The 20767-nt window shown below is 68.6% G+C and carries 18 protein-coding genes; 15 read left to right on the top strand and 3 right to left on the bottom strand.

What is annotated here, in order from left to right; genetic code table 11:
- Positions 1-388: 388 nt before the first annotated feature.
- The 6 genes from HEP73_RS01345 (at position 389) to HEP73_RS01370 (ending at position 8022) form a co-directional block, all read left to right on the top strand.
- Entirely contained in the window at positions 389-3265 is a 2877-nt protein-coding gene (locus HEP73_RS01345; RefSeq protein ID WP_185821827.1) for a M16 family metallopeptidase, read from the top strand.
- A 317-nt stretch (positions 3266-3582) separates the two neighbouring features.
- A complete protein-coding gene (locus tag HEP73_RS01350) occupies positions 3583-3900 on the top strand; it encodes a DUF4156 domain-containing protein (RefSeq protein WP_185821828.1) in 318 nt (105 codons plus the stop codon).
- Positions 3901-4002: 102 nt separating this feature from the next.
- Positions 4003-5019, top strand: coding sequence for a 3-oxoacyl-ACP synthase III (locus HEP73_RS01355; protein ID WP_053835032.1), 1017 nt, complete (start codon positions 4003-4005; stop codon positions 5017-5019).
- Between the two features lie 140 nt (positions 5020-5159).
- Positions 5160-6332, top strand: coding sequence for a Fic family protein (locus HEP73_RS01360; RefSeq protein ID WP_185821829.1), 1173 nt, complete (start codon positions 5160-5162; stop codon positions 6330-6332).
- Between the two features lie 103 nt (positions 6333-6435).
- Positions 6436-7341, top strand: a complete 906-nt coding sequence (locus HEP73_RS01365; RefSeq protein WP_185821830.1) for an alpha/beta fold hydrolase — start codon at positions 6436-6438, stop codon at positions 7339-7341.
- Positions 7342-7533: 192 nt separating this feature from the next.
- On the top strand, positions 7534-8022 hold the full coding sequence (locus tag HEP73_RS01370) for a hypothetical protein (protein WP_221899367.1): 489 nt from the start codon (positions 7534-7536) through the stop codon (positions 8020-8022).
- 143 nt (positions 8023-8165) lie between these two features.
- Here HEP73_RS01370 and HEP73_RS01375 read toward each other — a convergent pair whose 3' ends face one another.
- On the bottom strand, positions 8166-8540 hold the full coding sequence (locus HEP73_RS01375; RefSeq protein WP_185821831.1) for a YkgJ family cysteine cluster protein: 375 nt from the start codon (positions 8538-8540) through the stop codon (positions 8166-8168).
- A gap of 215 nt (positions 8541-8755) precedes the next feature.
- On the opposite strand from HEP73_RS01375, the gene oleC reads away from it, so the two are divergent.
- Together oleC and HEP73_RS01385 are read left to right on the top strand one after the other, a co-directional pair.
- Positions 8756-10408, top strand: a complete 1653-nt coding sequence (oleC, locus tag HEP73_RS01380) for an olefin beta-lactone synthetase (protein ID WP_185821832.1) — start codon at positions 8756-8758, stop codon at positions 10406-10408.
- 10 nt (positions 10409-10418) lie between these two features.
- Entirely contained in the window at positions 10419-11996 is a 1578-nt protein-coding gene (locus tag HEP73_RS01385) for a winged helix-turn-helix domain-containing protein (RefSeq protein WP_185821833.1), read from the top strand.
- On the opposite strand, the gene HEP73_RS01390 is transcribed toward HEP73_RS01385, so the two are convergent.
- The gene (locus HEP73_RS01390; protein WP_185821834.1) at positions 11980-13119 is read right to left on the bottom strand and encodes a serine hydrolase domain-containing protein; all 1140 of its coding nucleotides are present in this window, start codon (positions 13117-13119) and stop codon (positions 11980-11982) included. The genes HEP73_RS01385 and HEP73_RS01390 overlap by 17 nt on opposite strands.
- A 78-nt stretch (positions 13120-13197) precedes the next feature.
- Here HEP73_RS01390 and HEP73_RS22525 point away from each other — a divergent pair, with 78 nt between their 5' ends.
- The 3 genes from HEP73_RS22525 to HEP73_RS01400 all read left to right on the top strand — a co-directional run bounded on the left by HEP73_RS22525 (position 13198) and on the right by HEP73_RS01400 (position 14548).
- Entirely contained in the window at positions 13198-13320 is a 123-nt protein-coding gene (locus HEP73_RS22525) for a hypothetical protein (RefSeq protein WP_255423626.1), read from the top strand.
- Positions 13317-14327, top strand: coding sequence for a 2-alkyl-3-oxoalkanoate reductase (gene oleD / locus HEP73_RS01395; RefSeq protein ID WP_185821835.1), 1011 nt, complete (start codon positions 13317-13319; stop codon positions 14325-14327). The genes HEP73_RS22525 and oleD overlap by 4 nt, the downstream gene beginning before the upstream one ends.
- 62 nt (positions 14328-14389) lie before the next feature.
- Positions 14390-14548 (top strand): DUF1328 domain-containing protein, encoded by a 159-nt coding sequence (locus tag HEP73_RS01400; protein ID WP_003468167.1) that lies wholly within the window; start codon positions 14390-14392, stop codon positions 14546-14548.
- Between the two features lie 113 nt (positions 14549-14661).
- Here HEP73_RS01400 and ddlA read toward each other — a convergent pair whose 3' ends face one another.
- Positions 14662-15777 (bottom strand): D-alanine--D-alanine ligase, encoded by a 1116-nt coding sequence (gene ddlA / locus HEP73_RS01405; RefSeq protein ID WP_185821836.1) that lies wholly within the window; start codon positions 15775-15777, stop codon positions 14662-14664.
- A 215-nt stretch (positions 15778-15992) separates the two neighbouring features.
- Here ddlA and HEP73_RS01410 point away from each other — a divergent pair, with 215 nt between their 5' ends.
- From HEP73_RS01410 to HEP73_RS01425, 4 genes are all read left to right on the top strand, one after another.
- The gene (locus HEP73_RS01410; protein WP_458309669.1) at positions 15993-17909 is read left to right on the top strand and encodes a prolyl oligopeptidase family serine peptidase; all 1917 of its coding nucleotides are present in this window, start codon (positions 15993-15995) and stop codon (positions 17907-17909) included.
- A 66-nt stretch (positions 17910-17975) separates the two neighbouring features.
- Positions 17976-18617, top strand: coding sequence for a ubiquinone biosynthesis accessory factor UbiJ (locus HEP73_RS01415; RefSeq protein WP_185814868.1), 642 nt, complete (start codon positions 17976-17978; stop codon positions 18615-18617).
- Positions 18614-20272: a ubiquinone biosynthesis regulatory protein kinase UbiB gene (gene ubiB / locus HEP73_RS01420; protein ID WP_185821838.1), complete on the top strand. Its 1659-nt coding sequence runs from the start codon at positions 18614-18616 to the stop codon at positions 20270-20272. Before HEP73_RS01415 ends, ubiB begins: the two co-directional genes overlap by 4 nt.
- A gap of 71 nt (positions 20273-20343) precedes the next feature.
- Complete coding sequence (locus HEP73_RS01425; protein WP_185821839.1) at positions 20344-20694, top strand: DUF3147 family protein; 351 nt, start codon at positions 20344-20346, stop codon at positions 20692-20694.
- The last annotated feature ends 73 nt before the right edge of the window (positions 20695-20767 follow it).

Raw genomic sequence — 20767 nt, forward strand, 5'->3', positions numbered from 1 at the left:
AGTGGTGTGGTAGTAAGGTAGAACACCCAATCAGGGTGTGCAAGAACTTTCTTCTGTTTTTTCTACTTATTAAGCTTTCATTCATTATTTGATTTGACGGTGTTTGTTGCGCCCCAGATACAAAGCAGATCCTGTGCCAACTTCAAAGCATTGTTATTCAAGGTTTTTTTGCGGAGCCGTGTGTCCGCAGGCGGACACACGGTCGCTTGCGTACGTCCGTCTTCGGCCTGCCGGTCACCCCTCCGGCAGCGTCGTCCGCCCATCGCGTTCAGGATCGAAGGCGCCAGCGATGCTCAGGAACGGGCCGAAAGGCATACGCGGGCGCGGCATCGGCCCGTTACGATCGAGGCCTGGCTGTCCTTCCATTCATTACTCAAAAGGAACTTGCATGACCGTGTCGATCCGCCCCCGTGGGGCGCTGCTGGCCATCGCCCTGTCCACCGCGCTCGGCGCGCTGAGCTACGCGCCTCCGTCCAGTGCGGCCAGGCAGCCGGCTGCGGCGAAAGTGGACATCGCGTTCGAGCAGTTCACCCTGCCCAATGGCCTGCGCGTGGTGGTGCATACCGATCGCAAGGCGCCGATCGTGGCGGTCAATCTCTGGTACCACGTCGGCGCCAAGGACGAGCCGGCCGGGCGCACCGGTTTCGCGCACCTGTTCGAACACCTGATGTTCCAGGGCAGCGAGAACCACAGCGGCGAATTCTTTGAACCGTTCAAGCAGGTCGGCGCCACCGACCAGAACGGCACCACCAACAGCGACCGCACCAACTATTTCGAGAACGTGCCGACCACCGCGCTGGACATGGCGCTGTGGATGGAGTCCGACCGCATGGGCCACCTCGTCGGCGCCATCGATCAGGCCGCGCTCGACGAGCAGCGCGGCGTGGTCCAGAACGAGAAGCGGCAGGGCGAGAACCAGCCCTACGGCCAGGCCTGGGACAAGCTGAGCCGCGCGCTGTACCCGAAGGGCCACCCGTACCACCACAGCGTGATCGGCTCGATGAACGACCTCAACGCCGCCTCGCTGGCCGACGTGAAGCAGTGGTTCCGCACCTGGTACGGGCCGAACAACGCGGTACTGGTGCTGGCCGGCGACATCGACGTGGCCACCGCCAAAGAGAAGGTCGCCCGTTACTTCGGCGATATTCCGGCCGGGCCGAGCATGGCGCAGCCGCAGGTCGACGTGGCCCAGCACACCCAGTCCACCCGCGAGACGATGACCGACAAGGTGCCGCAGGCGCGCATCTACCGCGTCTGGAACGTGGCCCAGACCGGCACCGAGGACATCGACCGCCTGCAGCTGCTGGCGCAGGTGCTGGGCGGCGCCAAGTCGTCGCGGCTGGACCGGCGCCTGGTGCACGAGGACAAGCTGGTCGACCAGATCAGCGCCGGCGCCTGGCCGTCGCAGCTGGGCTCCAGCTTCGGCATCATCGCCACGGTGAAGCAGGGCGTGGATCCGGCCAAGGTCGAGGCGGTGATCGACGAGGAACTGCGCAAGCTGCTCGACAAGGGGCCGGACAAGGACGAGCTGCTGCGCGCCAAGACCGCGTTCCGCGCCGGCTTCGTGCGCGGCATCGAGCGCATCGGCGGGTTCGGCGGCAAGGCCGATGCGCTGGCCGAGTGCACGGTGTTCACCGGCGATCCGGGCTGCTTCCGCACCTCGTTGGCCACGATCGAGTCCACCCGCGCGCGCGATCTGAAGGCGGTGGGCCGCAAGTGGCTGGGCAAGGGCGACCACACCCTGGTGGTGGAGCCGGGCGAGCGCGTGGCGCTGGCCGAAGAGCCGGCCGTGCAGCCGGCGCCGCTGAATCCGCCGCCGGTCGATCCGAAGTACCGCGCGCTGCCCAGCGTCGTCGATCGCAGCGCCGGCCCGCCCAAGACCACCCAGTTCCCGCAGCTGAAGTTCCCGGCGCTGCAGCGCGCCACGCTGAAGAACGGCACCCGGTTGATCCTGGCCGAGCGCCACGACGTGCCGGTGGTGCAGTTCAGCTACGAATTCCCGGGCGGCTTCAGTGCCGACCAGGGGCGCAAGTCGGGCACCGCCAACTTCACCATGGGCATGCTCGACGAAGGCGCCGGCACCTACGACTCGCTGGGCTTCGCCGATGCCGCCGACACCCTGGGCGCCACGCTCAGCGCCGGCGCCTCGCTGGACGGCAGCAGCGCCTACTTGTCCGCATTGAAAGAGAACCTGGCGCCGTCGCTGGCGCTGTACGCCGACATGCTGCGGCGCCCGCGCTTCGAGCAGAAGGAGATCGAGCGGATCAAGGCGAGCTGGATCGCCGGCATCCGCCAGGAGAAGGCGCAGCCCAACGCGGTGGCGATGCGGGTGCTGCCGCCGCTGCTGTACGGCGCCGGCCATCCGTATGCGATCCCGTTCAGCGGCAGCGGCACCGAGCCGGCGATCGAGGCGCTGGAGCGCACCGACCTGGTGGACTTCCAGCGCGACTGGATCCGTCCCGAACAAGCCACCCTGATCGTGGTCGGCGACACCACCCTGGCCGAGGTGGTGCCGCTGCTGGACGCGCAGTTCGGCGACTGGAAGGGCGAGGGCGCGGCACCGTCGCTGCAGGCGCCGGCGGCGGTGCCGCGTCCGAGCAAGTCGCGGGTGTACCTGATCGACCAGCCCGGCGCGGTGCAGGCCAACCTGTTCGCCGCCGAACTGGTGCCGCCGACCACCGATGCGTCCTCGATCCGGTTCGACACCGCCAACGGCGTGCTCGGCGGCGACTTCACCTCGCGGCTGAACATGAACCTGCGCGAGAACAAGCACTGGTCGTACGGCGCGCGCAGTTCGGCCTCCAACACCCTTGGCCAGCGCCCGTGGTCGGCCGCCGCGCCGGTGCAGATCGACAAGACCGCGCCGGCGCTGCAGGAGATGCAGAAGGAGATCAGCGTCTTCGCCAGCGGCAAGCTGCCGCCGACGGCGGAGGAAGTGGCGCGGATCCGCAACATCCAGACCCTGAGCCTGCCTGGCGCCTACGAGACCGCCAGTTCGGTGCTCGGTGCGATCGGCGGCATCGTCCGCTACGGGCGCCCCGACGACTACGTGTTCAAGCGCAAGGCCGAGATCGAGGCGATGACCCCGGCGCAGGTGGCGCAGGCCGCCGCGACCCTGGACGCGAACGCGCTGACCTGGGTGGTGGTGGGCGACCTGAAGCAGATCGAGCGCCCGGTGCGCGCGCTGAAGCTGGGCGAAGTGACGGTGATCGACGCGGACGGCAAGCCGCAGGGCGCGGCCGCGCCGGCAGCGCCCAAGCGCTGAGGCGGTGGCCTGTGGGGCGGGGGGCGGATGAGGATATGGGCGGAGCCTGTGCGCCCCAATTCCGCGAGTCGCTTCGCGCCGTACCCTCACCCCAACCCCTCTCCCGGTGGGAGAGGGGCTTAGGCGGTTCCTTCTCCCATCGGGACCATGGCCCCCTTTTCGGGGGAAGGTGCCCCGAAGGGGCGGATGAGGGTACGGGCGAAGCCCCGCGCTAGCAGGCTTCCATGCCTGCCAGCCACCGGCGGATCCGCCAGCGTCATTGCCAATTCAGCGATCTGCGGCACAATCCGGGTTCTCTCAGCCTGCGGTCCCTCTCCATGCGCCTACCGATCGCGTTGCTCCTGCTCGCCAGTCTCGCCGCCTGCACCTGGGTGCCGATGGCGCCGGAAGGCAAGACCGTGCGCGTGCTGCCGCCAGGGCAGGCGCCGGCCGGCTGCGAGAAGCGGGGCGAGGTGGTGGTGTCGGTGAAGAGCAGCGTGGGCTTCTACCAGCGCAACCCGCTGCGGGTGCGCGAGGAACTGGAGACCCTGGCGCGCAACGAGGCCCCCGGCGTCGGCGCGAATACCGTGCAGGCGATGGGCGAACCGGTCGACGGCGACCAGCGCTACGCCGCTTATCAGTGCAGTGTTCGCTGAACAGGTTAAGCCATACGCTCTGTTCCAGTTTGTTAAAGATGCGGTAAAACCGGGCAGCCGCTAGAATTGGCGCCCCTTCGCCTTATCCCGGCGTACATCTCGATGCTCTTCAACAATGTCTCCATCGCGGGACTGGCGCATATCGATGCGCCGCACACGCTGACTTCCAAGCAGATCAACGAACGCCTGCAGCCGACCTATGATCGCCTCGGCATCCGCACCGACGTGCTCGGCGACGTCGCCGGCATCCACGCGCGGCGCATGTGGGATGCGGACATGCAGGCATCCGATGCGGCCACCCTGGCGGCCCGCAAGGCGATGACCGACGCCGGCATCACCGCCGGCCAGGTCGGGCTGCTGGTCAATACCTCGGTCAGCCGCGACTACCTGGAACCGTCCACCGCCAGCATCGTCTCCGGCAACCTGGGCGTGGGCGAGGAATGCGTGACCTTCGACGTCGCCAATGCCTGCCTGGCCTTCATCAACGGCATGGACATCGCGGCGCGGATGATCGAGCGCGGCGAAGTCGACTATGCGCTGGTGGTGGATGGCGAGACCGCCAACCTGGTGTACGAGAAGACCCTGGAGCGGATGACCTCCCCGGACGTAACCGCACAGGAATTCCGCGACGAGCTGGCCGCGCTGACCCTGGGCTGCGGCGCCGCGGCGATGGTGATGGCGCGCGCCGAGCTGGTTCCCGACGCCCCGCGCTACCGCGGCGGCGTGACCCGTTCGGCCACCGAGTGGAACACGCTGTGCCGGGGCAACCTGGACCGCATGGTCACCGATACCCGCATGCTGCTGATCGAGGGCCTCAAGCTGGCGCAGAAGACCTTCGTCGCCGCCATGCAGGCGCTGGGCTGGGCGGTGGACGAGCTGGACCAGTTCGTGATCCACCAGGTCAGCCTGCCGCACACCCAGGCCTTCATCAAGAACTTCGGCATCGACCCGAAGAAGGTGATGACCATCTTCGGCGAGCACGGCAACATCGGCCCGGCCAGCGTGCCGATCGTGCTGAGCAAGCTGCGCGAACTGGGGCGCCTGAAGAAGGGCGACCGGATCGCGCTGATGGGCATCGGCTCGGGCCTGAACTGCTCGATGGCCGAGGTGGTCTGGTAGGCGGAAGGCGTTTGTTGTGGGGCTCCATTGCGCCGAATAGGCCAATAATTTTCCTTGTCCGGCGCAATCTGGCGCTTTGGGAAAATTATTGGTAGTTTTCTTTCTTAATGGCCGCATTCGGTGGCTGTAAGGAAAGCCCGATGCCTCCCCGCCGTTCCACCGGCCATTACGTTTCCGGTTCGCTGGCCGGGAGTCGTTACCAGGCGTTCGTCCCTGATCCGCTGCCGCCTGTGCCGCCGCTGGATCTGGCCGCGCCGGAATTGATCGCTCGCAAGGAGCGGGCGGATCAGGCCCTGGGACGCCTGGATGGCATCACCTTGATGCTGCCGGATCCGGAACTGTTCCTCTATCAATACGTGCGCAAGGAAGCGCTGCTGTCCTCGCAGATCGAGGGGACGCAGTCGTCGTTGTCGGACTTGTTGCTGTTCGAGTTGGACGAGGCGCCGGGCGTGCCGCTGGACGACGTGGAGGAGGTGTCCAACTACGTCGCCGCGCTGAACCACGGGCTCAAGCGTTTGCGCCAGGACGACTTCCCGCTGTCCTTGCGCTTGATCCGGGAAATGCACGCCTTGCTGTTGCGGGGTGGGCGCGGTGCCGGCAAGCGGCCCGGCGAATTCCGCGCGGGACAGGTATGGATCGGCGGCGCCTCGCCGGCGTTGGCGTACTTCGTGCCGCCGCCGCCCGACGCCCTGGAGACGGTGCTGGGCGCATTCGAACGCTTCCTGCATGCGCCGGCCAGCGACGTGTCGCCGCTGGTCAAGGCCGCGTTGGCGCATGTGCAGTTCGAGACGATCCATCCTTTCAGCGACGGCAACGGCCGGCTGGGGCGGCTGCTGATCGCGTTGATCCTGTGCAATGAAGGCGTCTTGCGCGAACCAAGTCTGTATCTGAGCCTGTTCTTCAAGCGGCATCGCGTGCAGTACTACGAGCGCCTCAACGGTGTGCGCACCGAGGGTGACTGGGAAGGATGGCTGGGATTCTTCCTCGACGGGGTCGCGGATACGGCGCAGCAAGCGGTCAGCACGGCGCAGCGTTTGCTGGCGCTGTTGGCGCAAGATCGTGCGCGGATTGCCGGCCTGGGCACGCGTGCCGGCAATGTCGGACTGGTGTTCGAGCAGTTCGCGCGCAGGGTGCTGCTGGGCGTGCCGCAGGTGCAGCCGCATCTGGCGCTGAGCGCACCGACGATCCGCGCGGCCATCCGTACCCTGCAGGAACTGGCGATCGTCAACGAACTCACCGGCCAGCAGCGGCATCGCGTCTTCGCCTATCAGGCGTACCTGGACATCCTCAGCGAAGGCGCGCAGCCGCTATGAATGTGCCCGCGCCCGCGTGTGCAGACATGCCATCTGCATGCCTTGCCCGCGATGCAGATGCACATGCTTCGCTTCATTACCCACTTTCAATTGGTCGACCCATATGAACTACCCCGGCTACCCCTTCACCCCGCAGCGTTTCCAGGTCCGTCCGGGGCTGGCGATGTCCTACCTCGACGAAGGCCCGCGCGACGGCGAGGTGATCGTGATGCTGCACGGCAATCCGTCGTGGAGCTACCTGTGGCGGCATCTGGTGAGCGGACTGTCGGACCGCTATCGCTGCATCGTGCCCGACCATATCGGCATGGGCCTGTCGGACAAGCCGGACGACGCGCCGGGCGCGCAGCCGGGCTACGACTACACCCTGCAGTCGCGCGTGGACGATCTCGACGCGCTGCTGCGGCACCTGGGCATCGACGGGCCGGTGACGCTGGCGGTGCACGACTGGGGCGGCATGATCGGCTTCGGCTGGGCGCTGTCGCACCACGCGCAGGTCAAGCGGCTGGTGATCACCAACACCGCTGCGTTCCCGTTGCCGGCGGCCAAGCCGATGCCGTGGCAGATCGCGATGGGCCGGCACTGGCGCCCGGGCGAATGGTTCATCCGCACCTTCAACGCGTTCTCCTCCGGCGCGTCGTGGCTGGGCGTGTCGCGGCGCATGCCCGCCGACGTGCGCCGCGCCTACGTGGCGCCGTACGACAGCTGGGCCAACCGCATTTCCACCATCCGCTTCATGCAGGACATCCCGCTGTCGCCGGCCGACAAGGCCTGGTCGCTGCTGGAACGTTCGGCGCAGGCGTTGCCGTCGTTCGCCGACCGCCCGGCGTTCATCGCCTGGGGCCTGCGCGACATCTGCTTCGACCATCACTTCCTGGCCGGTTTCCGCCAGGCGCTGCCGCAGGCCGAGGTGATGACGTTCGAGGACGCCAACCACTACGTGCTCGAAGACAAGCACGAGGTGTTGGTGCCGGCGATCCGCACGTTCCTGGACACGCATCCACTGGGCTGACGCGCCGTTGTCTGTGCGCATCGGCCCGGCAGCGGCGTGCATCGCGCTGAGGCGCGCCGTTGGCCATGGCGCGCGTCGCAGCGGGAGCCGTCGCCGGCATGTTCGCGGAAACTGCAAACGATTGCCGCTCTGTAATAAACCGGTCCCTGTACAGTGCGGGCGATTCACGCAACCGGACCGGAGACAGACGAAGTGAGAGCGATCGCAATGTCGATGTTGTTGATGTCGATGAGCGCCACTGGCGCGCACGCGGAAGACCTGACGACCTCCCCCGACGGCAAGCGCCTGGCGGTCGGTTTCGGCCAGCCCACCTACAAGCAGGTGCTGCATTACCGGAAGATGTACGACAAGAAGCCGTTTCCCGATGCCGAGCTCTATTACTACAGCAACGGCATGTACAAGCTCATCTCGCAAGGCGAGAACCACTACGGCGTGTATGTGTTGCAAGGCAGTTTCGACGACGAGAGCTATACCGTCCGCTTCATTTCCCTGCCTTCCGAGGATTGGGGCAACAAGACCGCCTTCCACCAGTTGACCTTCGTCCGCGGCGAGGACAAGAACATCTTCATCCAGAACGCGATCGTCGACACCGGCGAAGCCATCGCCCAGCAGAACGGCACCTACACCATGGAAAAGAACACCGTGACCAATCCGGTGTCGACCAAGTGGAAGGATCGCTGAAGCGGGTTCGTGCTCGGCCGTGGCGTTGGCAGGCGGACGTCGCCAGCGTTATGGGCGCCCGGCACCGATGAGAGGGTGGTCATCGGACGACGGGATGTAATGCGCGCGGACGGCGTTGCGCCGAGCGCGGCGGCACCGCGCAATCAGGCGTCCGGAAGATTGCGCTCGGTCACGCCATCCCAGTCGTCCGCGGTCAACAATGGCAAACCATGCGCCAGCCGCGACTTGTCGCACTGCGCGCTGCGCTCGCCGAACTCCAGCGAGGCGGGTACCGCGGCGCACACCGAGGGACGCCGGTCGTGGATCGTGCAGCGGCTGTAGCGGCCGATCTCGGCATCCAGCGCCACGCAGCGCGGCTGCGCCTGCGAGGTGCCGCGCATCACCCGTTCGTGGGTGCGCAACGGCTCGGTGAGCGCGAACGGGACCCTGCCGCCCAGCTCGGGATCGGCTTCGCTCCAGTGGAAGCTGACGCGGAAGTAGGCGCAGCAGGCGCCGCAGGTGAGGCAGGGATGTGCCATGGCAGCCGGGCCTTGCGCGGCAAACAACGTTGGGGGGCGCGGCATTCTGACCGAACCGACGCGCGCTGCAAGCGCTGCGGCGTTCAGGTGCATGGCGCCGCCGCGCCGCTGGCGAACCGGGGTGCCAGCTGCCGAACCCACTCCTCGGGTCGCGGCACGTTGGACAAAGGCATGCCGGTAAAGGCATGGCCGGCGCCATCGGCGATAATCGACCGATGACTACGACCCCCATCTGCAACATCGCCGCGACGCTGCCGCCGTTGGCGCGCGAGCGCCCCGACCAGATCGCCATCCGCTGCCCGGGCCGCCGTGGCGCCGACGGCCTGGCCGCCTACGACGTGACCCTGAGCTATGCGCAGCTGGATGCGCGCAGCGACGCGATCGCCGCCGGGCTGGGCGGTTACGGCATCGGCCGCGGCACCCGCACGGTGGTGATGGTGCGGCCGTCGCCGGAATTCTTCCTGCTGATGTTCGCGCTGTTCAAGGCCGGTGCGGTGCCGGTGCTGGTGGATCCGGGCATCGACAAGCGCGCACTCAAGCAATGCCTGGACGAGGCGCAGCCGGAGGCGTTCATCGGCATTCCGCTGGCGCAGCTGGCGCGGCGCTTGCTGGGCTGGGCGCGCTCGGCGCGGCGCATCGTCACCGTGGGCCGGCGCTGGGCCTGGGGCGGCACCACGCTGGCGCAGATCGAGCGTGCCGGCAACGGCGCCGGCAGCCAGCTGGCCGACACCGCGGCCGACGACGTGGCCGCGATCCTGTTCACCAGCGGCTCCACCGGCGTGCCCAAGGGTGTGGTCTACCGGCACCGCCATTTCGTCGGCCAGATCGAACTGATGCGCAACGCATTCGGCATGCAGCCCGGCGGCATCGACCTGCCGACCTTCCCGCCGTTCGCCCTGTTCGATCCGGCGCTGGGGCTGACCTCGGTGATCCCGGACATGGACCCGACGCGGCCGGCCAGCGCCGATCCGCGCAAGCTGCACGATGCGATCGACCGCTTCGGGGTGACCCAGCTGTTCGGTTCGCCGGCGCTGATGCGGGTGCTGGCCGACTACGGCCGGCCGTTGCCGAACGTGCGCTGTGCGACCTCGGCCGGCGCGCCGGTGCCGCCGGAAATCGTCGCCAAGATCTGCAGCCTGCTGCCGGAGGACGGCAAGCTGTGGACGCCGTATGGCGCCACCGAGTGCCTGCCGGTGGCGGCGATCGAAGGCCGCGAACTGCAGGACACGCGCACGGCCACCGAAACCGGCGCCGGCACCTGCGTCGGCGCGGTGGTGGCGCCGAACGTGGTGCGCATCATCGCCATCGACGATGCGGCGATCCCCGAGTGGCCCGGCGTGCGCGAGCTGCCGGCGGGCACGGTCGGCGAGATCACCGTGGCCGGGCCGACCACCACCGACACCTATTTCAATCGCGATGCGGCCACGCGCATTGCCAAGATCCGCGAGCGCCTGGACGACGGCAGCGAGCGCATCGTGCATCGCATGGGCGACATCGGCTACTTCGACGCGCAGGGCCGGCTGTGGTTCTGCGGGCGCAAGACCCAGCGCGTGGAGACCGCGCAGGGGCCGCTGTACACCGAGCAGGTCGAACCGATCTTCAATACCTTGCCGTGGCTGCGCCGCAGCGCGCTGGTCGGGATCGGCGCGGCGGGCGCGCAGCGGCCGGTGCTGTGCTACGAACTGCAGGCGGGCGTGGCGCCGCCGGCGCAGCCGGAAGCCGTGCTGCGCGCGCTGGCGCAGACGCATGCGCACACCGCCGGCATCGCCGACTTCCTGCGCCATCCGGGCTTCCCGGTGGATATCCGCCACAACGCCAAGATCGGCCGCGAGAAACTGGCGCTGTGGGCCAAGGACCGCGTGCGCTGAGGCCGCGGCGATGGGCGAGCGCTACCGGCTGGACGACCTGCGCATCGACGTGGCGCGGCAACGGGTCGAGCGCGACGGCGTGGCGCTGGAGCTGGGCGGGCTGAGTTTCCGCCTGCTGCATTACCTGCTGCAGCAGGGCCAGCGCGTGGTCGGCTTCGACGAACTGATCGCGCAGGTGTGGGCACCGGCGCTGGTCAACGAGGAGACCGTGACCCAGCGCGTGCGCCTGTTGCGGCAGGCGCTGGGCGATGCCTCGCGGCAGCCGCGCTATCTGCGTTCGGTGCGCGGCCAGGGCTACCAGTTGTGCGCGCCGGTGCGCAGCGACGAAGACGACAGCGACAGTGAGGACGCACCGGCACCGCAGCGACCGCGTTGGCGTGGCATCGCGATTGCGGCCGTCGTGGTGCTCGGTGTCGGAACGCTGGCGGCGCTGGCGTGGCCGTGGCATGCGCCGCAGCAAGCGGCGACGTCGCCGCTGCTGCAACGCGCCGAGTATTACGCCGGCATCGGCCAGCGCGACGACAACGAACGCGCGATCGCGCTGTACCGGCAGCGCCTGCAGCAACTGCCCGACGAGCCGCGTGCGTTGCTCGGGCTCAGCCGTGCCTACAGCGCGCGCGTGTGCCAGTACGGCGGCGATGCGCAGTACGTCGCGCTCGCGCGGCGCCTGGCGGCGCAGGTGATTGCGGCGCAGCCGCAGCTGGCCGCAGCGCATGCCGCGCTCGGCTACGCGCACGATTGCAGCGGCGAGTACGCGGCGGCGCTGGCCGCCTACGAGCGCGCGCTGCAGCTGGATCCGGGCGCCGATGCGGTGCGTGGCTCGGCTGCGTATCTGTACGAACGCAAGGGCCAGTTGGCGCAGGCGTTGGCCGCCAACCTGCAGGTGCGCGATCCGGCGCGGGTGCGGTTCCTGCCGATCCAGATCGCCAGCAACCTCAACCTGCTCGGCTACGTCAGCGCCGCCGAAGCGCGCTATCGCGACAGCTTCCAGTTGTATCCGGACAGCGCGTTTTCCAACGTGGCCTGGCCGAGTTTCCTGTTCGCGCATGGCCGCACCGCCGAAGCGCAGGCGGCATTGGACGAGGCGCTGGGGCGCGGCACCGACTACGCCGGCCTTTACCTGCTGCAGGCGGAACTGGCATTGGCGCAGGGCGATGCGGCGCGTGCGCGCCAGGCCAGCCTGCATGCGCTGCGGTTACGTCCCCAGGGCAGCCTGGGGCAGACCGTGGCATGGACGCTGGACGCGCAGCCACGACCAGCCGCGCCGGCGCTGCGCGCGCGGGCGCAGGACCTGTTGCGCAACCTCGCGCGTGGTGCCGACCCGCTCGATGGGCTGGATGCGGCGCTGCTGCTGCAACTGGCCGGCGACCCGGCCGCGGCGCTGGATGCGCTGCGCCGCGCACAGGCCGCCGGCTATCGCGATGCGGCCTACCTGCGGGTGTCGCCGCTGCTGGCACCGCTGCGCATGCAGGCCGGCTTCGCCGCGTTGCTGGCGCGCAACCAGGCTGACATCGCCGCCCAGCGCGCACAGGTGCGCCAAGCCGGCCTGCTCCCGCAGGAAACCGGCGCGGCTACGGCAACGCCTTGAGCACGTAGTCGGCGAGCAGCGCCTGCGATTGCGGATGCATTTTCGGCGTGTTGTAGGCGCTGCGGGTGATCACCACCACCAGGCGTTCCTCGGGCAGCACGAACACGTAGTTGCCGCCGTTGCCGGACATCGCCCACACCCCGCGTTCCACCCCGCGCACCGGGAAGCGGAAGCGCCACAGCAGATAGCCGTAGTCGGCGTCCTCGCGCGCCTGCGCGTGCACCGTGGTCATCGCCCGCACCCAGTCCGCCGGCAGCACCTGCTGACCGTGCCAGCGGCCCTGGTCGAGCAGCAACTGGCCGAACTTGGCCAGGTCGCGGCTGCGGTAGCGGGTGCCGCCGCCGCCCATGCCCACGCCTTCGGCCGAGCGGCCCCAGTGGACGTCGGTGATGCCCAGTGGCCGTTCCAGCGCTTGCGCGGCGAAGTCTTCCAGGTGCTGGCCGGTGGCTTTCTCCACCAGCGCGCCGAGCAGGAAGCTGCCGGCGGTGCAGTAGGCGAAGGCGCGGCCATGCGGGCTGTTCTCCGGGCGGCTCATCCACGGCGCGTAACCCTTGATCGGCAGGTCCAGCGCGAACTGGGTCCAGTTGGCGCTGACGTACATGCGTTCCTCGTTGCCGCTGGAGAACGCGTTCTCGTCGTCGCATTCCAGTTGCGAACTCATCGTCAGCAGGTCCTCGACGGTGAGCGCGCGCTTGCGCGGATCCGGCTGCTGCCAATGGCGATCGCCGAAGTAATCGTAGACCTTGGCCTGCGCGCCGGCCAGGCGGCCGCGCTCGATCGCCGCGCCGACCAGCATCGCGGTGATGCTCTTGGTCGCCGAGCGGGTGTCTTGCAGGGTCTGCCGGTCGGCATCGCCGAAGTAGCGTTCGTAGACCAGCGCGCCGTCGCGCACGATCAGCACGCTGCTGGTGTTCGGCGCCTTGCCGTCGGCGATGGCCTGATCCAGTGCCGCGAGCGTGGCCATGTTCCAGCCGGTGGCCTTGGGGTCGGCGACCTTCCAGCCGTCTTCGAGCGCCGGCGGCGTGGTGGTGGTAGTGCTGCTGGTGGTGGTGGCGGGCGCGGCATGGACGACAGGCGCGGCGAGGACGAACACGGTGCACAGCAGGAACGGAAGGCGCGACATGGTGAAACTCCGGAAGGATGCAGTCCGCGCACTGCGCCAGCGCCGTGGATGAAGTGCCTGATGCCACGGTGAAGAATTATGAAGTTCCACAAGATCAATGACTTGGGGTGCGCCCTGGCGTCGCCCGCGGCCGTGCGGATCGCCTTCCCCGGCGACCCCGGCTATCGTGTGCGCCCTGATGCGATCGGTGCGGCGCGATGAAAATAGTGGTGACGGGCGGTGGTGGATTCCTGGGCCAGGCGCTGTGCCGCGGCCTGGTCGCGCGCGGGCATGAAGTGATCAGCTACAACCGCGGCCACTATCCGGAGCTGCAGGCGCTGGGCGTGGCCCAGGTGCGCGGCGACCTGACCGATGCGCAGGCGCTGCACCACGCCGTCGCCGGCGCCGAGGCGGTATTCCACAACGCGGCCAAGGCCGGTGCCTGGGGCAGCTACGACAGCTACTACCAGCCCAACGTGGTCGGCACCGAGAACGTGCTGGCCGCCTGCCGCGCGCACGGCGTGGGCCGTTTGATCTACACCTCCACGCCGAGCGTGACCCATCGCGCCACGCATCCGGTGGAGGGCTTGGGCGCGGATCAGGTGCCGTATGGCGAGAACTTTCAGGCGCCGTACGCGGCGACCAAGGCGATCGCCGAGCGCGCGGTGCTCGCCGCCAACGACGCGCAACTGGCGGTGGTGGCGCTACGGCCGCGGCTGATCTGGGGGCCGGGCGACAACCAGATCCTGCCCAAGCTGGTCGCGCGCGCGCAGGCCGGGCGCGTGCGCCTGGTCGGCGGCGGCGACAACCGGGTCGATTCCACCTTCATCGACAATGCCGCGCAGGCGCATTTCGACGCGTTCGAGCATCTGCGCGTCGGCGCGGCCTGCGCCGGCAAGGCGTACTTCATTTCCAACGGTGAGCCGTTGCCGATGCGCGAGTTGCTGAACAAGCTGCTGGCCGCGGTCGGCGCGCCGCCCGTGACCAAGACCCTGTCGTTCAAGGCGGCCTACCGGATCGGCGCCGCCTGCGAAACGTTATGGCCGCTGCTGCGCCTGCGCGGCGAGCCGCCGCTGACCCGCTTCCTGGCCGAGCAGCTGTGCACGCCGCATTGGTACAGCATGGAACCGGCGCGACGCGATTTCGGCTATGTACCGCAGGTTTCGATCGATCAAGGCCTGCAGCGCCTGGCGTCATCATGGCGCCGCGACACTTCCGTCACTTCCTGACGACCGGCGGTTTCCGAAGATAACTGCGCGCCGATTCGGCACGACAACTTCTGGACCTTGCCATGCTGCATTACGCCATCATCTTTTTCGTCATCGCCATCATCGCGGCCGTGCTGGGTTTCAGCGGCATCGCCGGCGCCGCGACCAACATCGCCTGGATCCTGTTCGTGGTATTCCTGATCCTGGCCGTGATCTCGATGTTCCGTCGCGGCAAGGTGTAGTCGCCCGCGTAGCATCCCGAACGGCCCGTCGCACCGGAGAACATCCGGCGCGGCGGGCCGTTCGTTTTTGTGCGCGCCGCTGGCGCGGGATGCACCATTACATGGCCGCTGCGCTATTCCTCGGATCCCGGCAACGCCACCGCACTTCGCAGCGCCGCATCCTGCGCGTGACGTTCCAGCGCCAGCTCGATCAGGCGGGTGATCAGTGCGCGGTAGCTCAGCCCGCTGGCCTGCCAGAGTTTCGGATACATGCTGATGCGGGTGAAGCCGGGCAGGGTGTTGAGTTCGTTGATCACGATACGGCCGTCGCCGGTCAGGAACACGTCCACCCGAGCCAAGCCGGCGCATTCCAGCGCGGCGTAGGCGCGCAACGCGATAGCGCGGATGCGTTCCTGGGTGGCTTCGTCGAGTGCCGCCGGCACCACCACCTCGGCGCCGGTCTCGCTGATGTATTTGGTCTCGTAGGAATAGAACGCGTCGTGCACCACCACCTCGCCGCAGACGCTGGCCTGCGGGGCGTCGTTGCCTAGCACGGCGCATTCGATTTCGCGCCCGTCGATCGCCGCCTCCACCAGCACCTTGTGGTCGTAGGCCAGGGCCAGCGCCAGCGCCGCATCGAAGCCGGCCGCATCGTGCACCTTGCTCACGCCCACCGACGAGCCCTGGTTGGCCGGCTTGACGAACAACGGCAGCCCGAACTGCGCGGCCAGCGCGGCGAAATCGGCCTGCGCCGCATCGCGGCGGCGAATGGAGGCGAACGGCGCCACCTCCAGCCCGGCGTCGCGCAGCAGGCGCTTGGCCACGTCCTTGTCCATCGCCAGCGCCGAGCCGAGCACGCCGGAGCCGACGAACGGCAACCCGGCCATGCGCAACAGGCCTTGCAGCGAGCCGTCCTCGCCCAGCGTGCCGTGCACGATCGGGAACGCCACGTCGATCTGTTCCAGCGCCTGCGCCGGCTGCAGCGCGCGCAAGGGCTGCGCGTCGTCGCCGGGGATCACCGCCACGCCGCGTCCGCTGCGCTGCAGCGCGATCCGCGCCGGATCGTCGGCATGCAACAGGAAGCCGTCGCGCTCGTTGGCGTGCCAGCGGCCTTGCTTGTCGATGCCGATCAGAGTGGCGTCAAAACGCTGCGGATCCAACGCATCGACGATGTTGCGCGCCGATTGCAGCGAAACCTCGTGCTCGGCCGACTTGCCGCCGAAGATGATGCCGACCCGGATCTTGCGCATGTCGCGGCTCCCGTCATTGCCCGATGAAGGGGCGATAGCATGGGCCATCGCCGCGCGATGCGGGAGAGGGGATCTGCGACGCACGCGCGGGGCTCCGCGGACTGTGGCGGGGGATGGACGCCGTTCCCGGAGCTTGCCAACATAGGTCGTTCAGGGGAGAGGGGAAGCACGCGATGCGACGTTGGACATTGGTGGCCGGCCTTGCGCTGGCCGGTATGGCATGCGCGCAGGCCGAGCCGCCGCCGCTGGATCTGACCCCGTATCTGAAGCGCGACCAGTTCGAGCGGGTCAAGATCTCGCCGACCGGCGCCTACTATGCCGTTACCCAGCCGATGGAGGACCGCACCGGGCTGGTGGTCGTTCGCCGCAGCGACAAGCAGCTTTCGGCCAGGATCATCGGCGGTGCCGACTCGGTGATCGACGATTTCTGGTGGGCCAACGACGAGCGCATCGTGGTATCGATGGCCGAGCGCTTCGGCACGCGCGATGAACCGGTGGCGATCGGCCAGCTGCACGCCATCGATGCCGACGGCAAGAATCCGCGTCTGCTCGCCAGCCCGTATGGAATGAACGATGCGGTCAATGCCACCACGCTCAAGGCGGGCCTGGATCCGTCGGTGTACATGCTCGATACCCTGGCGCAGGATCCGCGCAACGTGCTGGTGTCGGTAGTGGCGCCCAGCAGCGATCCCACGATCCGCATCGACAAACTCGATATCTACAATCACCGGCGTACGCCAGTGGCGACCGCGCCGGTGTCGCGGGCGGACTTCGTCGCCGACCATGCCGGGCGCGTACGTTTCGCCAACGGCGCCGATAGCGGCAATTCCAGCAAGCTCTATTACCGCGACGACAACGACACGCCGTGGCGGCTGATCAACGACGAAACCGTCAGCTTCCATCGCGCCTATCCGCTGGGGTTCTCCAGCGACGACAAGCTCGCCTATCTGCAGGTGGAACAGGCCAGCGGTCCGGATGCGGTGGTGTCCTGGGATCCGGCGACCGACCACTACTCGCCCTTGCTGCGCGATGAGCAGGTCGACCCGTACCGGGTATTGCGCGACCTGGACGGCAAGACGCCGATCGGCGTGTCGTTCATGAGCGATCGGGTGCGCAACCGCTTCTTCGACGACAACGCGCCGACCTCGCGCCTGTATCGATCGCTGGAAAAGGCGTTCAACGGCGATGCGGTGTTCATCACCTCAGCAACGGCCGATCGCCGGCTGGTGTTGCTGTACGTCTGGAGCGACCGCAACAACGGCGATTATTTCCTGTACGACACCGTGGACAAGCAGGCCAAGCGCGTGTTCAGCCGGCGCGAATGGTTCCGGCCCGACCAGGTGCCGCCCAGCCGCGAGGTCAGCTTCAAGGCCAGGGATGGCCTGCCGCTGCACGGCTATCTCACCCTGCCGCTGCATGCCGAGGCAGGCAAGCCCTTGCCGATGGTGCTGTTGCCGCACGGCGGGCCGTTCGGCGTGTTCGATGCGTGGGATTTCGACGACGACACGCAACTGCTCGCTGCGGCGGGCTATGCGGTGCTGCGGGTCAATTACCGCGGTTCGGGCAACTATGGCCGTGCCTTCACCCAGGCCGGGGCGAAGGAATGGGGCGGCCGCATGCAGGACGACCTGACCGATGCCACGCGCTGGGCGGCTGCGCAGGGTATCGCCGATGCCTCGCGCATCTGCCTCTATGGCGCCAGCTACGGCGCCTACGCGGCGTTGATGGGCGGGGCCAGGGAACCGGCCTTGTACCGCTGCGCCGCCGGCTACGTCGGCGTCTACGACCTGGAGACGATGTACCGCGACCAGGCCAGGCGTGCGCGCTGGGCCAAGAACTGGGCCGGCGACTGGCTTGGCGAACGCAGCACCCTGGCCGCGCGCTCGCCGGTCAATCTGGCCGATCGCATCCGCATCCCGGTGTTCCTGGCCGCCGGCGGCAAGGACGAGCGTGCGCCGATCCAGCACACCGAGCGCATGGAAAAGGCGCTGAAAAAAGCCGGTGCGCCGGTGGAGTCGCTGTACTTCCCCAACGAGGGCCATGGCTTCTACACCGAGCCGCACCGGCGCGCCTACTACACCCAGTTGCTGGCGTTCCTGAGCAAACACCTGGGGGGCGCGCAGGCGCAGTAGCGCGGCGCGCTTCACAGTCTGCCGCGCGCACGGTGCGGCGACGTGTCTGCCGCTAGAATGCGCGGCATGCCTGGATCTCCCTTCGATGCCCTCAAGCCCCTGGCCGGCCGCGCGCTGGAAGCGGCGCTCAACCGCGCGCTGGCGCTGGACCCGGATACCCGCGAGGCGCTGCGCGGCCTCGACGGCCAGCGCGTGGCGCTGACCCTGGAGGCGCCCGCGCTGGCGCTGCAGATCCGGGTGGACGGCACGCGCCTGCAGGTCGGCCCGGTGGACACGGCGCAGGAGCCGGATCTGGCGGTGCGCAGCACCCTCGGCGGGCTGTTCGCGCAGCTGCCGTTCCTGGCCCAGGCACGGCGCGGCGCCAGTCCCGGCGGACGGGTGCGGGTGTCCGGCGATGCCGAACTGGCGCGGCGCCTGCAGCAGTTGGCGGGGCGTTTCGATCCCGACTGGCAGCGCCCGTTCACCCAGGTGTTCGGCGACGTGCTCGGCGTGCAGTTCGCCAACGCCGCGCGCGCGGCGCTGCAGCAGGCCCAGCGCAGCGCGCAGGATCTGGCGCAGAGCGCGGCCGAATTCGTTACCGAGGAGTCGCGCGACGTGGTCCCGCGCGCCGAGCTGGACGCGTTCTACGACGATGTGGATGCGGTGCGCGACGATGTCGAACGTCTGGCCGCGCGGGTGGCCAGGTTGCAGCCGGGGCACGGCGCATGAAGGCGATGTTCCGCGCCAGCCGCATCGGCCGGGTGATCCTGCGCTACCGCCTGGACGATCTGCTCGACGGCACCCCGGCCGAGCGCTGGCTGCGCCTGGCCAAGCCGTTCGTGCCGCGTGCCAGCCCGGACATCGCCGCGCAGTCGCGCGGCGCGCGGTTGCGTTTGGCGCTGCAGGACCTGGGCCCGATCTTCGTCAAGTTCGGGCAGATCCTGTCCACCCGCCGCGACCTGATGCCGCCGGACGTGGCCGAGGAACTGACCCTGCTGCAGGACCGGGTGCGCCCGTTCGACGGCGAGGCCGCGCGGCGCATCGTCGAGCAGGCGCTGGGGCAGCCGATCGGCGTGGCCTTCGCCAGTTTCGACACCACGCCGCTGGCCTCGGCCTCGATCGCGCAGGTGCATGCGGCGACGCTGCACGACGGCCGCGAAGTGGTGGTCAAGGTGCTGCGCCCGGATATCGAGCGGCAGATCGACGCCGACATCGCCCTGTTGAAGTCCGCCGCCGCGCTGGTCGATCGCGCGCACCCGCGCGCCGACAAGATCCGTCCGCGCGAAGTGGTGGCCGAGATCGAGACCACCCTGGCCGCGGAGCTGGACCTGCAGCGCGAAGGCGCCAACGCCAGCGTGCTGCGCCGCTTCTGGCTGCATTCGGACGACATGTACGTGCCGGAGGTGATCTGGAGCCACACCGCTGAGCGCGCGCTGACCCTGGAGCGGGTGCGCGGCATCCCCTCCGACGACATCGCCTCGCTCGACGCCGCCGGCATCGACCGCAAGGCGCTGGCGGCCAAGGGCGTTCGCGTGTTCTACACGCAGGTGTTCCGCGACAACTTCTTCCATGCCGATGCGCACGCCGGCAACATCTGGGTCGACAGCGATCCGGCGCGGCGGATCAACCCGCGCTTCATCGCGCTGGACTTCGGCATCATGGGCCAGCTGTCGCAGGAAGATCAGTACTACCTGGCCGAGAATTTCATGGCCATCTTCAACAAGGACTACCGGCGCATGGCCGAGCTGCACGTGGAGGCGGGCTGGATGCCGGCCAACGTGCGCATCGACGAACTGGAGGCGGCGGCGCGCTCGGTGTGCGAGCCGTACTTCACCCGGCCGCTGTCGCAGATCTCGCTGGCCGAGGTGCTGATCAAGCTGTTCCGCGTGGCCCAGCGCTATGAGTTGACCCTGCAGCCGCAGCTGATCCTGCTGCAGAAGACCCTGCTCAACATCGAAGGCGTGGGCCGCCAGCTGGACCCGGAGCTGGACATCTGGGCGGTGGCGCGGCCGGTGCTCGAGCGCATCCTGGTCGAGCGCTACAGCCCGCAGCGCGCGCTGCACGAACTGCGCAAGCGGTTGCCGGAAATCATGACCCATGCGCCGGACATGCCGCGCCTGGTGCACAGCTGGCTGCGCCAGCAGGTGGAAGGCGGCCACGAGCTGTCGATGCGCTCGCGCGATCTGTCCGACCTCAACGTGATCCTGCTGCGCATGCAGCGCCGCGTGGTCACCGCGATCACCGGCGTGGGCCTGCTCACCGTCGCGGCGCTGCTGTACGCGCTCGACGCCGGCGGGCCGCAGCTCGGCGGCGTGTCGATCTGGGCATGGATCGCCGGCGGCATCGGCGCGGTCAGCCTGCTCTCGGCGTGGTGGCGGCGCTAGGCGCTTCGCCGCCGCGATCGAACGCCCCGCGCTGTCCGCGTCCTGCGTTTTTCACCTGTCGGGAGCTGCGCATGCCCTGGATCGTCGGCAAGTATCTGATCACCGCCGCGCTGGTGGTGGCGATTTCCGAAGTGGCGCGGCGCAGCGACCGGCTCGGCGGGCTGATCGCCGCCTTGCCGCTGGTGACGGTGCTGACGCTGATCTGGCTGCAACTGGAGCGGCAGCCGCAGGCCAAGATCGCCAACCATGCCTGGTATACGTTCTGGTACGTGCTGCCGACGCTGCCGATGTTCCTGGCGTTTCCGCTGCTGTTGCCGCGGCTGGGCTTCTGGTGGACGCTGGCCGCGTGCGCGCTGCTGACCATCGCCTGCTTCGGCGCGTTGGCGCTGGGCGTGCGCCGCTTCGGGATCCAGTTGCTGTAGGGCGTGTCATCCACCCATGAGCAGATCGCGCCACGCTTGCGCGTGCCTGGGGCAGGAAACGGGAGGACGTGAG

The organism is Xanthomonas sp. GW (assembly GCF_014236815.1).
GTDB lineage: Bacteria > Pseudomonadota > Gammaproteobacteria > Xanthomonadales > Xanthomonadaceae > Xanthomonas_A.